Here is a 17,047-nt window from a genome sequence, read left to right as displayed (position 1 = left end):
TAGAAATTGTTTCATAAATACATATTTAATTGTTTTGCAGGAATGCTTCAACTTCAGTTTTATATTCATTCCAAAGCTCTTCCATTGTTATATTCGGATAACTGTCTTTCAGAACGTATTTTACAGCATCTTCCAAACTCCATTTATCAGTCAGATCGTCCATCAGAACAGTCCAAGGCAGCATGCGTACGAAATCACCATTATAAAGACGCAGCCAGCTCATAAATGCACCTGAAGTGTTGTAGTCGATCTGCCATACAAAATATTTATCACTTTGCGGATCTCTATATGATTTTTGAATTGCCGATTGATATTCTGCTTTTTGCGTAGCCAGATTATATCCTTTGCTAGCAATTTTTACAGCATCGGGCCAACCTTCCTGATATCCCTGACGGTCGCAATCCTGTACACCTTCCTTAATGTATTTACCTGCCTTTGGCATCCATTCTACGCAGTGTCCCATTTCGTGCATCATCACATGCTGCATATCGGGCAATTTCCATAAATCGGAGCTTGGATTTCCAACACTGGCTTCGTAATTGATTCTTCTGCCCGCTTTATGGCTTGGCCAGTCTATTGCATTAGCGACTCCAACACCGTCGGCAATATGAATATCCAGCGTATTGTAAGGATCGAAAGCAAGATTATAGGGATCGAAAGACATTGCCGCACAATCCATATAGTACCATTTCTGAAACTCTTCTTTAGCTTTTGCTTCATCCCCTTGTCCTACCAGATCGGCAAGAGCGGAGATTGGTTTGGAAGATGCCGTGGAGAAAGTTACCTGAACAGGATTGACCACATTGGACTTGAAATACTGCCATGCCACATAGTTTTTATCGACTTCTACATCCTGATCGCTCAGTTTTACCCAGTCGCTCATTTGTAACGCTCCACTTTCATCTTTATAGATGGACCGGAAACGAAATTCGTCTACGCCATAGCGGTCTGTAACAACTACGGTACGGTATTTACTTAAATGCAATGTACTGGGTTCATTATCGTAGTCCCGTTTTTTTACAGTGAGATTTCCAAAATCCCCTACATTGGGGATTATTACCCTTTTGATCTTTTTCCCTGAAAGGAGTGAGTTAAATTCCACTTCAGCCCCCACATATTCGGATCTCTTTTCCCAAGTGGAATTGCTACCGTCCCATGTAATATATAACTCATTCAGAATTTCATCGTATTTTGCCTCTTTAACCGGGGCTACAGCATATCCCGCCAGACCTGAATCGTCTGTGTTGGTAAATTGATAATCCTTATAAATGGATGGAACAGCAAAACTATCTTCTTCTCCGTAGCAAGAGAAAAATGTAAGTGTAGCAAGTGCTCCTAGTATTAAATTTTTCCAGTAATTCATAATATCAAGTTTTAATCGTTATGTTATTTTTCATGAGAAAAAGAATATGGAAAATCTTCTGTATTCACTCCTCTTTTCTCAGCAGGCCGGCTATCCATATCGAATAGCAAGCGTCCTCCTTTCAGCAAATCGAAGTGATTCAGATAATTCTTCGTATAAGTTTTTCCATTATAATTCAGCGAACGGATGTAACGGTTTTCGTCACTGTTCTTCGGTGCCGATATCTCCAGTTTTTTCCCGTTTTCGAAAGTTATTGTAGCCTTTTTGAAGTAAGGTGCGCCCATAACATATTCATTGCTGCCGGGACATACCGGATAAAAGCCCAGTGCAGTAAATACATACCATGCCGATGTTTGTCCATTATCCTCATCGCCACAATAACCGTCAGGAGTAGCCATATAAAGGCGATTCATTACCTCACGCAGCCAGTATTGTGATTTCCATGGTTCGCCAGCATAGTTGTATAAGTATATCATGTGCTGTATAGGCTGATTGCCATGCGCATATTGCCCCATGTTCATAATTTCCATTTCACGGATTTCGTGAATAACACCTCCGTAGTAACTATCATCGAAAACAGGAGGGAGATTGAACACGGAATCAAGCATGTTTACAAACATTTTCCTATCACCCATCAGGTCTATTAATCCCTGAACATCGTGGAATACCGACCATGTATAGTGCCAGCTATTGCCTTCGGTAAAAGCATCTCCCCATTTAAACGGATTGAATGGCTTTTGGAATGTGCCGTCGGCATTTCTGCCACGCATCAATTTGGTTTCGGGATCAAGCAAATTACGGAAATTCTGGCTTCTCTTCTTATATATATCGAGTTCTTCCGTCGGGCGTCCCAGTTTTTTACCCATCTGATAAATACACCAGTCATCGTATGCATATTCCAGTGTACGCGCTGCATTTTCATTAATATTTACGTCATAAGGCACGTACCCCAGCTTATTATAATAGTCGTATCCCAAACGTCCTGTCGATGAAACACGAGGATGCACGCTGTTGGCTCCTTTGAGCAAACCTTCGTACATCTTAACGGCATCTGCTTCTGTTACATTCTTTAAATAGGCATCTGCTACAACTGATGCTGAATTGTTACCCACCATGCATCCACGATGTCCGGGGCTGGCCCATTCCGGGAAAAATCCACTTTCGAGATAAGTGTTTAACAATCCTTCCTGCATCTTTTCTCCCATCGAAGGATAAATAAGGTTGACAAAAGGCATCAGGCAGCGGAACGTATCCCAGAACCCTGTATCGGTAAACATATATCCGGGGCGGACTTCGCCATTATACGGACTGTAGTGCATCGCTTCGCCTTTGGCATTTATTTCATAGAACATGCGGGGAAATAATACTGAACGGTACAGGCAGGAGTAGAATGTGCGCAAACGGTCGGTATTATCGTCTTCGACAGTAATGCGTCCCAAGACTTCATTCCATGCATTTCGCCCGGCTTCTTTAGTTTGTTCGAAAGATTTATTCCCGATCTCTTTCAGGTTCAGTTCTGCCTGTTCGAGACTGATAAAGGAAGAGGCGACTTTTGCATGTACCTGTTCATTCTTTTTTGTAACAAACCCAATTGCTGCACCCACATGGTCTGATGTTATATCCAGATGTTCTTCCACCAGTTTATAGTTTGCCCAGACTTTATTAAAGGTAAACGGCTTATCGAATTCTATCACAAAATAATTCCTGAAATTCCGGGGTACCCCTCCGCTATTGCGGGTAGTATAGCCCACAATCTTATTCTGCTCAGGGATCACCTTTATGTATGAACCTCTGTCGAAAGCATCTATTACTACATATGCATCTTTTGTTTCGGGAAAGGTGAAGCGAAAATGAGCACAGCGTTCGGTCGGGGCTATCTCCGTTGTCATATTATATTCCGACAGGTAAACACTGTAATAATAAGGTCTGGCTGTTTCTGATTTATGCGAGAACCATGATGCGCGGCTATCCTGGTCTATTTTCAGTTTTCCTGTTACAGGCATAATGGAGAATTGTCCGTAATCGTTAATCCAGGGGCTGGGCTGATGAGTCTGCTTGAATCCCCTTATCTTGTCGGATGCATAAGTATATGCCCAGCCGTCACCCATTTTGCCCGTCTGTGGCATCCAGAAATTCATACCCCACGGTAGGGCTATGGCCGGATAGGTGTTACCGTTCGACAATGAAATATTGGAATCGGTTCCCATCAATGGATTAACATAATCTGCCAGGTCTTTTTTAGCAGATTGGGCGAAAATAAGGCCCGGCAGAACTAAAAAACAGAATACAGGTAACAGAATTTTCACTTTAGTCATAATATATAGTATTGTTTTATAAGTCCGGAGATTCCCCGGACTCCATTACAGGATAAGGGTTAATTCTTATTCTTCTTTCCATCCATAATTTTGTACTAATTTAGGTATACGGCGAATATCGTCATAAGGTATCGGCATAAAATAATATTTTTTAGCAAAAGATACGCGGTTTTCAAAGACTGTCCGTTCAAAGAACTTAGGATAATCTTCATCTGAATTCATACCATGTACTTTGCCGCCTTCGCCACCCTGATGGTATGCCGGGTAAATCCAGTGATCAGGATCATTCAGTCCTTCCGCCACTTTCCAGCGGCGTACATCGAAATAGCGGTTCCACTCAAATACCAGTTCTACCAGCCGTTCGCGACGAATACGGTTCAATACCTGAGCCTGAGTTTTCGGGCAGGCAATTTTACCGGCCTCACCACTAAATGTATATTCAGGAATACCTGCACGAACACGGATTTTATTCAGATAGACAAGCGCATTATCCAGATCGTTGGTCATGCACGATGCTTCTGCATATCCGAGATACATATCAGCAAGGCGGAAGACAGGCGAGAAATGTTTCCATCCATCGTTACTGGCAGATTTGGCACCCTTACGAATGAGATAGCCGGATACAGGATAATCACCCTGTGCTACTGATTTACCACAGTTCCCGCTGGCGCCATTCGTGAAATCCGATATCATCTTTTCATCGTATCGACCTTCGTTCAACCAGGTAGAACCGTTGTATGTGACGTTCACATAGAAACGAGGTTCACGGTCTTTCCATTGTTTCAGGACTTTAGATCGTTGCCCGTTAAATAATTGACGGTCATTGTTATAAGGGTCTGTATATATTTCATTCGTAAAATGTTCAGCGCCGGGAACACCTTCAAATGCTGTATAAGAAGGATCTTCATTGACAGGCAGTCCGTTTATTGTGAAGAACATATCTACAGTTTCCTGTGAAGTATAGAATCCTCCTCCTCCACGTACCTCTGTATCTATATTATCGGAGAATTTAGGAGTAGTCCAGTAAGTGTAGTCATACGCATTGTTCAACTTGACAAAGATCAGCTCATCTGCACCTTCCCATGTAGTAGTATAAAATTCAGTTGCAGCACGGTATGATGCGTGAGGATCAAGTTTCCCGTTTTTGTAAACTTCCGCTAATTTATAACCTTGTCCTGTGGCGAAAGAGATAAACTGATCGTAAGCCTCTTTTGCTTTTGTCCATTTCGAAGGATCTTCTGTCTGAGGAAATAGTTGGGTACCGTCTTCATTTTTCACGGAAGCAAAGTCTGTATTCCCATTGAACAAAGGACTTGCCCAATACAAATACAATTTAGCTTTTACAGCCATACAGGTAGCGATATCCATACGTCCCAGATTGGCTCTTCCTGCTCTTTCAGGCAGATCACCCGAATCAATAGCATTTTGTAGCTCTGTAGCTATAAATTCCACACACTGGTCTACCGTATTTCTTTCTTTGATCATGTCTTCTAAGGACGCATCAGCCGGGATCGGCTCTTCACCGATTAAAGGTACCGGCCCATAGATACGTAATAACTCAAAATAATAATATGCCCTTAGCGCACGCGCTTCGGCTTTCCACCTGCCACGTACCGAAGCTGCTGCTTCTGTACATTTATCTACATTCTGGATAAATGTACTGGCCTTGGCAATACCCTGATAATAAGAGGTGAAATGCCATTTTACAAAATCGGAAGCCGAGTTGACAGACCCTAATGTCCATTGCTCATATGTTTTATTCCATTTATTTCCTCCCTCTAATGATGCCTCTGTATAAATTCCACCAGAGAGATCCGGATGGATGGCATCAGCTACTTCTTTAACGTAACTGTATACATTATTCAGATATTCTTCTGTTCTGCCTTTCGACGAGAATGTTTCGTCCAGTCCAAATTGCTTTCCGGGAATCGGTTCAAAAAAATCACTGCATGACATCAGCCCGACACACAGGGCAGCAGCTAATATGTATTTTCTTGCTATATTCTTCATACGATTATTTCATCATTGGTTAAAAATTAAACTTTACACCGACTGAATAACTGGATACATTCGGGTACATGGCACCGTTGTTTGTATTCAATTCAGGGTCCCACAACTTAAATTTCGAGAAGGTCAACAGATTGGTTCCCATCAGATATATGCTCGCGCTGTTCAGGAAAGTTTTATCCAAAAACTTTTTAGGTAACTGGTAAGCGATATTCAATTGTTTCAGACGGATAAAACTCACATTCCTCTGCCACCATGTACTTTGCTGGAAGTTATTGGTGTTCATGCTGCTACCAACATATAGGCGTGGGTAGAATACATCCTGATTGGTCGGATTCTCGGGATTCCAACGGTCAGTGATATTAGCAAATGTATTGTCCCGGCCTTCATCGTCTTTGAATGGATTAATAGAGTTTCCCAACAGGCAACGGTCAGCTTCTGCTGTTCCTTGAAACAGGGCGCTGATAGAGAAGTCACCGATCTGTAAATCAGCACCGAACCCATAGTATATTTTAGGTACGTCTCCTTGTCCTATTACAGTTTTGTCGTAGTTATCAATCACGCCATCGCCGTTCAGGTCCCGGTATTTTACATCACCTACATTCAATGTGCCGAATTGTGTAGCATGGTCTTCGATTTCTTCCTGACTGGTGAATAATCCTTCCGCAATGAATCCCCAACGTGCATTCACATTCGTGCCGCGGGTTTCCATCCATGGATAGTCTACCGGTGGCTGGTCGTTTTCTATAATTTTATCTTTATTATATGTGAAGTTTCCACGTACGGTAAGGGATATTTTCTTCCCGAATCTTTGTGTATAATCCATAGCTACTTCAATCCCTTTATTCTGTACTATTCCTAAATTCGCATACGGAGATTCTATCCATCCTGCATAACTGGGAATAGTACTACGCTGTAAGAAAATATTGTCACGGCGCTCCTTGAAAAGATCGACAACAAAAGACAGATTATCATTCAGAAATTTAATGTCGATACCTAAATCCTGTTTTCTGGATTTTGACCAGGTTACATTCACTCCGTATTTTTCTTCTCCATAACCGCTGGCTCCATTGTAATTAGTTCCGAAATATGTCCCGGTTAGACTGGTGAATACCCCCTGGTACATAAAGCGACGGCCTGCAGCGGTATCGCTTCCTACCCATCCGTCAGTATAGCGGAATTTCAGGAAGGAAATATATTTACGGATAGGAGCCCAGAACGCTTCATTAGATGCAGCCCATCCCAGACCAAAAGCGGGAAATGTACCATAACGCTTGTCAGGAGTAAAGTTTTCGGATCCATTGATACCTAAGTTGAATTCAGCAAAATAACGGTCTTTCCATGAATAAGTCGCACGCCCGGCAAAGCCCCGTTGCTTGTATGGCATGGCAGCAATAACATCTCCGGCATTCAGATCCCAATAAACCTTCTGATTATAAAGGAACAGACCTCCGACACGATGATCGCCGAAGCTACGGTCGTAATTTAAGGAAGCCTCTGCATAAACAGTGCGATTGCTCCATTGTTCCGGATCCTGAAGTATTAACCGGCCATCGGCTTCTCTCAGTACGGTATACAGATAATCTCCGGTTTCCTGATCAAATAATGTGTCTTCTATATATATGCCATTCGCATCGGTCTTGCCTGCAAATGTATACATAGCTTCATTACGGTTATATCTCATCCTGCGTGAGTTATAAGTATCGAAAGCAATCATGGCAGACGCAGAAAGACCTTTGCTCCAACTCCAGAAGTCCAACTCCTGTGTAGCACGGACATTCGAATTCAATTGACTAGGGAATTCTTCATAAAATCCGCCTCTGGCTAATAGGCCGTAAGGATTAAATTTTTGTTGCGAATTGATACCGGAAACCGTTCCATTTGGCAACAATAAAGGATAGATCACAGGATTGATATCCATGCCCGCCGCATATAATGTGCTTGTACTCGATTGCGGATAATGTCCTTTTGCTACATAACCTGAGAATCCCAGATCGATAGTAGTCTTGGAAGTCGGTTTCAGATTAAGATTGGAAGTGAAATTGTAACGTTCGTACTTCATCTGCGTATTATAATCCTCCAATTTGAAATTGCGTGTCATCCCAGTCTCGTTATAATAGCTCAATGATGCATAATAATTCGCATTAGGTACACCACCACGAACACTTATATTTGCCCGGCGATTATGCCCCCAGTCATTGAACAGTTCGTCGGCCCAGTCAATAGCCGGATATAAGTACGGATTATATAATCTCGGGTTATCGTTCGGTAATAATCCATTCGCTTTCTTTGTCGCCTCAATATAAGCATCGGAATATTTAACGGTGCCATTTGTATTCATCTGTGCTTCGTTGCGTGCATCCATATAAGTATAGGCATCGGCCATTTCTACCTTTTTTGTAAGGCGGGTAAAGCTTTCATAGTAATCGACACTGAATTGAGGTTTTCCAACCTTACCCGGTTTAGTTTTTATAATGACAACACCATTAGCACCACGCACTCCATAAACAGCCGTAGCCGACGCATCTTTCAGTACAGTAAATGATTCAATGTCTTCGGGGTCGATATTATTGAAACTACGCTCTACTCCGTCTACCAATATTAAAGGATTGGAGCTCTGTCCAAGTAGGGTCGATAGACCGCGAATCCAGATATCCGATCCGTCATGTCCGGGTTCTCCATTACGCTGTACGGCAACTACTCCGGCAATGCGCCCTGAGATAGCAGATGATAAATTAGCCGTTGGCATTTTCAGATTTTCTACTTCCAGTGTTGACTGTGCACCTACTACAGAAACTTTACGCTGGTTACCATAACCAACTACAACAACTTCGTCGAATTCCGAGATATTTTCAACCAGAATAATATCTATTACTCTTTGCTTATTCACTTTTATTTCCTGGGGCTTATATCCTATATAAGAGATTAATAATACAGGGCTTTCGCTTGAGAGTTTAAGAGTGTATTGTCCGTCTATATCTGTGACGGTACCGTTCGATGTGCCTTTCTCTTGCACAGTCACACCAATAAGCATTTCGCCCTTTTCATCCGAAATACGTCCTGTGACCGAACCCTCCTGGGCATATGCAACAGAGCTAAATGTAAGGAATAAAGCCAGTAACCCTAATAGCCTGACCAGATGTTTTTTTATTTTAAACAAATTCATCTTACTTGTGTTTTTATTAATACTAAGGTTAGAAACATGGATAAATTTTGCTAGCAGATACAAAATAGAGAAATAAAAAAATGTTTTCATTCCTCCATAGCGCCAAAATATAGTCAAATATAAAATGTCCATCCGGAGTACTGCATGGTGAAATAGAGTACAATTTAATTATCTTATAATCAGTATTATGAATGGAGATTAAAATTGTGTGAGTGTAAATCAGCGCACAATCATTTGCCAGATTAAAAAAGGGAAAAATCAATTACTATTTATTGATATATAAAAAAGATGTGATGCAGATACCTTCCCTACATCTGATAATTTATATTTACATAAGTTATTAACTGTTAAGCATCGTCTCGTTTATATTGTTCGCGATAATCTTTCGGAGTCATACCAAACCTGCGGGTAAATTCTTTGTAAAAATAGGAACGGCTCGATATACCTACATCTGAAATAACATCCTGAATAGAAAGACTTTCGTCAGCAAGCAATCTTGCCGCCTTTTCCATTCTGTATTTTTTGATAAGATCACTTGGCGGCATTCCCGATATTTCCTTAAACTTGCGGTAAAACTGACGGGAACTCATTGCCATCTGCTCTGAAACCAAAGTTGAACCCAGATCTTCACGATCAAGATTTAACTCAATTACCTGCAGGAATTTTCTAATGAAATCGGCTTGCTCTGTTGTTGTGCAGACCAGGGAATCGGCCCAGTCGCTTAGTTCCTCTACATAGATCTGCTTGGGTACCTGTTTCCCATAGATTACTTTATAGATCACCTCTTTCAGAAACAAAATATCGTAAGGAAGTACAATATATGAATCGGCCCATAATATTAATTTTTGCTGAATAGATGAACTTGCTTTCCATGTCAACATAGGGACAAATGCCGTATTCGACAATAAAGAACGATACTTGTTCACATACTCGATAAATGTACTTTCTGCATCGGTGTACATTAGCATATCCACCAGGAATAATGTTGGGGCAGACTTGTGTATTTCCTCAAAAGCATCTTGTATGCTCTTCACCGGAATAATAGTGTACTCATCGGAGAGTAGCTCGCTGATCAGCCATATCATCTCGTCTTTGTCTTCGAGTAACAATACCGTTTTTTTATCATTTTCCTGTCTGGCAACTACAGCTGGCTCGAAGGTAATTACCAGGCAAGATGTTCCGTCTGAATCAGTATAATTGACAGCACAGGATTGTTGTTCTAATGCTGACAGTATAAAATGTTGCATTACTTCATTCAGGAATGAGGGGTCTGCCCCTTTTACGCCAGTGAAGGAGATATTTTTATGCGAAAATATCTCATATAACTTTCCTATTATATTATCTGAGGACTGGAAGGACAGTAGCATTTTACCATCCTTTTCTACGGCATTCACCTGGATGTCAGATGTACTTTTATCACTGATATACAAGTAACAGTAATACAGAATACAACGTAACAGATTTTTATACACCTGAAAACTAAAATTTTCTGAAATAAGCGAATGTATATGTGAAGTGTCTACTCCCTGTTTTTCCAATACCCGGAATACTTCGTCCGACAACTCGGAAAGGCTTAAACGTCCGGAAATGGAAAACCGGATTGATGATAATTGACCGATTTCTTCCTTTCCCGCATCAAAACTGAAAAGCAATGACATAATCGCTTCCCGTATTTGTTCTACTTTCTTACAACGATCTGCATAAGGAACATTTTCGGCTCGCAGCTGATCACATGCCTGATAGATGAGAGTGAAATTGTTGAGTAATTCCCGGTTCCTGTAATTATTGGCCGTTAACGAGGTGTTTTGATTCTCTGTTTTCAACAGTTTTTTCATCATCCGTTCATTACGTAAATATTTCCGGGCCAGAAAAATTATATAGACAATTATAGCAGATGCCAACAGTATGTATATAATATAGGCTAATGTTGTCTGATACCAAGGTGGAAGGATATGAATTAAAATGGAGAATGTCTTGTACTCCGTATCGAATACATCTTTTTTATAACGGACTTTAAAGATATAGTCGCCTGCCGGAACTCCGGCGTATGAAGCTTCATTAACACTGCTGAATGTTCCCCACTCTTTTTCATATCCTTCAAGCATATAGGAATATTCTACGTCGTTTCTGCTGACATAATCCGGTACTACAAAAGACAGCGAAAAGGACACTTTGGCTCCATGCAATCGTAAACCGCTTCCATCGGGAGTGTAATAATCGCCCAGATTGACTAGTGTCCTTCCGATCATTAACCTGCGCAGCAATATGTCCGGAGAATATTCAGGCATCACGGCAACTTCCTTGTCCAGATAAAGCAAACCGTCTATTCCTCCGAAAAAAAGACTTCCTGTGTAAGGGCAACGATAGTAGGCATCGTCGCTGAATTCTCCTATTTGTATTCCTCCACTATAATAATAGGCATGCGAAAACTGATTTTTAGGATTAAACTTGATAAGTCCACGGTTTGTGCCTAACCAAAGAAGTCCGTTATCATCTTCCAGAATGCTATGGATCATATCATTCAGCAAACCTTGCTCCCTGCCTATATAGCTTGCGTCCATTTTCTGCCCTTTAAAATTGAGACAGACCAGACCTGTAGTTGTTCCTACATATAGCTGTCCATCGCGGTATTTGTGCAAACTGAGAATATCATCTGCCGATTTATGTAGTTTTTCGTGCAGAGATATAACCTGATATTCTTCGGTTTTACGGTTGAAACGCACCAATCCTTTTTGCTGGCTGCCCAGCCAGAATAATGAATCACCGTCTGGCACCATGCTGAAAAACAATGTTATATCCTGTTGTTTATGATAAAAATGATAGCGTTTTTGTGATTTCACCCGGATATCATTATTGCTCCGGTCGAGCAGAATCTTATGAAATCCGGTTCCTGACGTTGCCACATACAATACACTGTCTCCGTCCTCATAAATGGAGTGTATTTCGGCAAAACGTTCAGTTAGATTTCCTGTTAATGGATGTAGTTTTTTATCATCAAAAGAATAATATAATAATCCTGAAGCACCGGTTCCTACCCAAAATCCATTCATATATCGACTTTGTGTCATGCTATACACCTGAAATTCAGTATTCCATTTGACATATGAGGTAGCATTCTGTTTGCCTGTAGCAGAATAAATCTCGGTTTTGGATGCCTGCATCCCTTTGCGATAATCCTCAACGTGCAATAATCCATCCCCTTTAGTGCCAAACCAGAGGCTGCCATATTTATCAGTAAATAGAGATCTTACCTGCCTGCTTAGATTAGGGGATAAACTGCTAAGCATCAAATTTGTGGCAATGGAATATTTTTTTGAATACATTAAAACACCTTGCCCGTCGGAACCAACCCATAATATTCCCTGATTGGGATCGTTGTGTATGCTGAAGATTCGGGCGTTCTGATTAACCATTTCCTCTTCATATTTCCTTGATGTACGTAAACGTATCAACCCGTTAGTTCTGAAGGCGATCATAATATCTTCATAGAAAGGAACGATCCCTCTGATATCTCCGTATTTTTGAACCATCTCGGCTATATTACGGATATAGATTTTGGATTTTCTCGATATATCATACAGATATAAGTCCTTATCCGAATCGTAGAAACAAAAAACACCGTTCTGATAAAAAATATATTCTATCGCTTTTGGGTGAAATGCAGTAGGGGTACTAGTTAATTGAGTGGTGAGTGTATCCTGATCAAAGGCATTTAAAGAAAAACGGTAATAATCACCACTGGCATAAGGGAACATATACAAATCGCCATCGTCCGTCGCAAAAGCCCGGTAATCGGCATTAAGCATTACAACATTGGGTTTAGGTACCTGGACAAACTGACGATGATAGGTATTGTAATAAGAAATCCAGTTATATCCCAAAGCCCAGGTATTGCCTTTTTTGTTGGAGTGTAGCACATAATCACCGTCAAATTCATAATTACATACAGCCTGACGCGAAGTTAAAGAGAAACGGGTAGCACCTATGTTTGTGGATACCCACAAGCAATTATTATCCGCCTGCTGAATATTAGTAATGACGTTGTTGATTAATGTTTTACTTTTAGACAGGTCGGACCGGTATACATCCATTCCTTTTCCATCATAACAATTCAAACCATCATATGTTCCAAACCACATCAACCCTGCATTATCCTGGAATAGGCAAAGTATAGCGCTATTGGACAGCCCTTGTTGATAATCAATCTTAGAAAATATATAGTCCTGTTCGTTTGCCAGCAAACAAGAATATATACTCATTGTTATTAATAAAGTAAGGATACATCGTGTTTTCATTATGAAGTATAAGATATCTTTTTATAAAATACAATAAGCTTAGGCTATACAAGTTTAGCTAAAAATATTGAAAATAATGACATTTTTCTTATAGATAAATTAAGAAAATAGTATGTCAGTCGGCTTATGCAATTAGTCCAAAAAATTAAATGAAGGAATGGAAAAACATTCTAAAAATAATAAATAAAAATATAACGGAAAAATTATAATAGCATGACAGGTATAATATACACTTAATGCCGAAGATTTGCTGTAAGAAGAAATAATATAAACAATAAAGGTTATTTTTGTTTTTACAGAAAATTAACATGGTGATGATTACCTAATTAACTTTGACAAATGTCTATACAATAGATACTAAACAAATATTATGGAAACACTCGTAATCACATGGTATGGCGCGCTAATAGGATTGTTTGTCGCCATTATACTAATCCTCAGAAAATTAAACCCTGTTTATTCCCTGTTTTTGGGAGCTGTCATTGGCTGTCTCGTTGGTGGAGCCGATCTGGTACAAACCACTTCTGTTATTATCAACGGCACACAAAGTATTATCGGCATCGTAGTGCGTGTGCTTGCGGCAGGTGTTTTAGCGGGCGTAATGATGGATTCGGGGGCAGCTGAGACTATTGCCCGTACAATAGTAAAAAAACTGGGAGGAAGTAAAGCTATTTTAGCCCTGGCTCTGGCAACAATGATTATTACAGCAGTTGGGGTATTTATTCCGGTTGCTGTGCTCATTGTTGCACCAATCGGCCTCTCTGTGGCAAAGTCGATGGGATTCTCTAAAATATCTTTATTACTGGCTTTGTCGGGTGGAGGGAAAGCCGGAAATGTCATTTCTCCCAATCCCAATTCGATAGCTGCGGCTAACGGCTTCGGCGTCGAACTTAGCGAGGTGATGATGTACGGATTTATTCCGGCACTGTTTGGCTTGATTGTCGCCGTTATAATTGCTTACATGATAAAGAACAAAGGAAGTAAAATAGAAGATAAGGATATTAAGAACTCATCCGATACGTCTTCATATCCTTCTTTCGGAAAGGCAATCATAGCTCCTGTTGTGGCAATTATTCTCCTGCTTATAAACCCTATCGGATCTTTACTCGGCGTATCTTTCCTGCAAAGTATAAAACTGGATGCTATGTATGTGCTGCCGATAGCCGGGATAGCCGGAATGCTGGCCATGGGTAAGGCAAATAAAATACTCGCATATACAGCAAGCGGAATAAACCGCATGACAGCGACTGTCCTTATACTTATTGGTGCAGGAGCAATAGCCGGACTTATTTCAGCATCGAATCTTTCGGAGGAGATTGTGAACATTATCAACTATTCTGGAATATCAGGGACATTTCTGGCACCTATCGCTGGTATATTGATGGCAGCAGCTACTGCGTCTACTTCCACAGGAGTTATATTGGCATCGGGTTCGTTCGGGACGGCAATTCTGAATATGGGAACTCCTCCTATCCCGGCAGCCGTAATGGTGCACACAGGGGCTACCGTTATCGACCAGTTGCCACAAGGAAATTACTTCCATGTGACTGCTGATTCTATGTATATGAATATAAAAGAAAGGATGAAAGTGGTTCCGTACGAAGCCATCGTTGGTGGAGTAATGACCATAGTATCTACACTCCTTTATGGATTTATCTTGTAGAATTAATACAATGAGCAGTATTTAATCCATTGTATATTTAATCTGATCAAATAAGAACGGCAGTATTTTTTCGTCCACACCATGACTTATCAAAGTCGTCTTATCCGTTTCGAAGAGAGATAGGAACAGATCAAAATCGGGATCCTTATACAGAATATTCTGGTATAGGGCAATGGCGCTTTTCCTGTTTCCGGCACATAATTCCACATGCCCGGCGTTCAGATAATCGTGTATGGTCGGCTTATTTTCCAGTATCTGTTTATAATACTTTTGTGCTACGTCATATTTTTTGAGCAGGAAGGCAGTCCATGCTATCGGTCGCCATGCTTTGGAGCCTTTACTGTCTAGCAATTCCACTTTAAAATATGTGTTTAAAGCCTGTTCATATTCCTCCATTTCCAGATAACAATGCCCGATGTTAAGCTCAGTATTTATGTTGTCGGGATTCAGCTTCGCGGCTTTTTTATAATAGTCGAGCGATAGATCAGGTTTTTTCTGTGTACGATAAAGCTGTGCGATCCTTTTTATGATCCACGAATTGTTTGGTTTCAGCAAATCGGCCTGCAGGTAGGCATCCAAAGCTCCGTCTATATTGTCAAGCATTTGTTTGCAATAACCTATTTTCTGCCAGATGTCTTCACATTGGTCATCTATGGCTATCAACCGGTTGAATATATTCAACGCCTCTTTGAAATTGTTTTTATCGAAACAATAAAGGGCAATCTTTTTCATACTGTCTATATCCGATATAAGCGGGGCTATCGATTTTTTATCGTAGAAGTTGAGGTTTAGCCTGAATATATCGAAGAAATTATTCCTGTACGGATTCAGTTTGAAGAACCGGTAAAGGTCTTGTATATATTGATTCGACAGAATCTCTTCGTCGATAGTCGGGTTCATCTCCTGTGCTTCTTTTTGCAGTTGCTTTATCTCTTCCGATTCTGCCCCCATGCGGCTCATCATCATTTCACGCTGTGCCTGTGGTATCTGAGCAAGACTCAGACAGAAAGAATATTTGTCGGAATTGCACATGTGACCTGAATCGAGAATCGCGGTCTTCAGTAAGCTATTCTTGCTTTCATCCGGGAAGAGGTTGGCAATTTCTGAATAAGACGGATCAAACGGTAAAAACCAGTTACCCAGTTCCGAGAAGAAAGGAAAACTTTTCAATCCGGAGAAAGTGGAGTGGAATACGTCTGCACCTTCCATCTGGAGGTTTGAGTATTCCTGTAGTTTTTTCCCCAGTCCCGATTCTTCCAGTTCTTTTTTCCATTCCGGGTTTTTTTCAGAGAAATCCGAATCACCGCCCATCAGTTCTTCCATATTCAGTTTGCGTCCGGCAAGATGGTTAAATTTCATCATTTCGGGAAGTATCTCTTCTTTGATCTTCTTGGTGATCTCTTCTGTTTCTCTGGCCCGTATCAATTGTATAATGACACGTAGTGCTGTTTTTTTGAAATTTGGATTTTCTGATAATATAGCCAGTTGATTCTGTAATTCCGGGTACAAGTTCCAGCGGACATCATACATCTGCATAACAATGACCAGGCCTACAATAGCTCTTGCCCTTAACTGCATGTCTTCAGATGCGGCAGCATACATCAGTATCTGGGTTTTACGCCCATCGAATCGATGGAAGAGTCCCAGCGTAAGTGCCGAAAGAAATAAGCATTTCTCACGTACAGGCAATTCGGGATTGTTGATAAGAGCAAGATAATTATTCATTTCTTCCTCGTCAGCCCGGGATGATACATATACTGAATTAAACATCTCCGAACCAATGCGTTCGCGCCTTATAGCCAGATCTTTCTTCCGGTTAATTTTTTCTTCTCCTTCCTCAAGAAGATCAACAAGAGAGAACGAGTCGGTAATTTCTTTTATCAGGTTTTGATAATTGACTACCGAGTTGTTTTTTAAGGCGCTGATTCTGGACTTTTCATAATAGATGCCCGATGATTCCACTTTCATCAGTTCATCGGTAGAGTCATCGGTCAGTTCGTATAAAGAACGGAGCAGGTTGCGGTATACATTTTCACGCTGAGTATCTTCCACACCCTCAAACAAATAATGAAGCATAAACTTGTAGTTTGTCTCCAGCTCACTCAATGTTTCCGTTATTTTCCAGTCCTGGGTGTTTTTCGTCAATTTCTTTAATGACCGAAAAGCATCCTTTAACTGCCTTTTTGACAGGTTGATTAAAATATCTTTCTTTATCGATACTATATCCCGACTATTCAT

The 17,047-nt window shown here is 40.7% G+C and carries 7 protein-coding genes; 1 reads left to right on the top strand and 6 read right to left on the bottom strand.

Annotated elements, in window-relative coordinates:
• Nucleotides 1-25: 25 nt before the first annotated feature.
• From GGR21_RS13540 to GGR21_RS13520, 5 genes are all read right to left on the bottom strand, one after another.
• Nucleotides 26-1,363 carry a hypothetical protein gene (locus GGR21_RS13540; RefSeq protein ID WP_183307766.1) on the bottom strand — a complete coding sequence of 446 codons (1,338 nt, stop codon included), beginning with the start codon at nucleotides 1,361-1,363 and terminating at the stop codon, nucleotides 26-28.
• A 23-nt stretch (nucleotides 1,364-1,386) separates the two neighbouring features.
• Entirely contained in the window at nucleotides 1,387-3,678 is a 2,292-nt protein-coding gene (locus tag GGR21_RS13535) for a GH92 family glycosyl hydrolase (protein ID WP_183307765.1), read from the bottom strand.
• A 66-nt stretch (nucleotides 3,679-3,744) separates the two neighbouring features.
• On the bottom strand, nucleotides 3,745-5,688 hold the full coding sequence (locus tag GGR21_RS13530) for a RagB/SusD family nutrient uptake outer membrane protein (RefSeq protein ID WP_183307764.1): 1,944 nt from the start codon (nucleotides 5,686-5,688) through the stop codon (nucleotides 3,745-3,747).
• 19 nt (nucleotides 5,689-5,707) lie between these two features.
• Complete coding sequence (locus GGR21_RS13525; protein ID WP_183307763.1) at nucleotides 5,708-8,851, bottom strand: SusC/RagA family TonB-linked outer membrane protein; 3,144 nt, start codon at nucleotides 8,849-8,851, stop codon at nucleotides 5,708-5,710.
• Between the two features lie 347 nt (nucleotides 8,852-9,198).
• Nucleotides 9,199-13,146, bottom strand: a complete 3,948-nt coding sequence (locus tag GGR21_RS13520) for a two-component regulator propeller domain-containing protein (protein WP_183307762.1) — start codon at nucleotides 13,144-13,146, stop codon at nucleotides 9,199-9,201.
• Between the two features lie 370 nt (nucleotides 13,147-13,516).
• On the opposite strand from GGR21_RS13520, the gene GGR21_RS13515 reads away from it, so the two are divergent.
• A complete protein-coding gene (locus GGR21_RS13515) occupies nucleotides 13,517-14,809 on the top strand; it encodes a GntP family permease (protein WP_183307761.1) in 1,293 nt (430 codons plus the stop codon).
• A gap of 21 nt (nucleotides 14,810-14,830) precedes the next feature.
• Here the strand turns inward: GGR21_RS13515 and GGR21_RS13510 are convergent, their stop codons facing one another.
• Complete coding sequence (locus GGR21_RS13510) at nucleotides 14,831-17,047, bottom strand: tetratricopeptide repeat protein (RefSeq protein ID WP_183307760.1); 2,217 nt, start codon at nucleotides 17,045-17,047, stop codon at nucleotides 14,831-14,833.

This window comes from Dysgonomonas hofstadii (genome assembly GCF_014196915.1).
In the GTDB taxonomy this organism is placed as follows: Bacteria; Bacteroidota; Bacteroidia; order Bacteroidales; family Dysgonomonadaceae; genus Dysgonomonas; species Dysgonomonas hofstadii.
Note: the sequence above shows the minus strand (reverse complement) of the source record. Positions and strands in the feature narration are given on the sequence as shown.

What these genes read in the sequence shown, in the direction of transcription:
- GGR21_RS13540 (WP_183307766.1), bottom strand. Translation starts at nt 1,363, where the DNA reads ATGAATTACTGGAAAAATTTAATACTAGGAGCACTTGCTACACTTACA.
- GGR21_RS13535 (WP_183307765.1), bottom strand. Translation starts at nt 3,678, where the DNA reads ATGACTAAAGTGAAAATTCTGTTACCTGTATTCTGTTTTTTAGTTCTG.
- GGR21_RS13530 (WP_183307764.1), bottom strand. Translation starts at nt 5,688, where the DNA reads ATGAAGAATATAGCAAGAAAATACATATTAGCTGCTGCCCTGTGTGTC.
- GGR21_RS13525 (WP_183307763.1), bottom strand. Translation starts at nt 8,851, where the DNA reads ATGAATTTGTTTAAAATAAAAAAACATCTGGTCAGGCTATTAGGGTTA.
- GGR21_RS13520 (WP_183307762.1), bottom strand. Translation starts at nt 13,146, where the DNA reads ATGAAAACACGATGTATCCTTACTTTATTAATAACAATGAGTATATAT.
- GGR21_RS13515 (WP_183307761.1), top strand. Translation starts at nt 13,517, where the DNA reads ATGGAAACACTCGTAATCACATGGTATGGCGCGCTAATAGGATTGTTT.
- GGR21_RS13510 (WP_183307760.1), bottom strand. Translation starts at nt 17,047, where the DNA reads ATGAATAGTCGGGATATAGTATCGATAAAGAAAGATATTTTAATCAAC.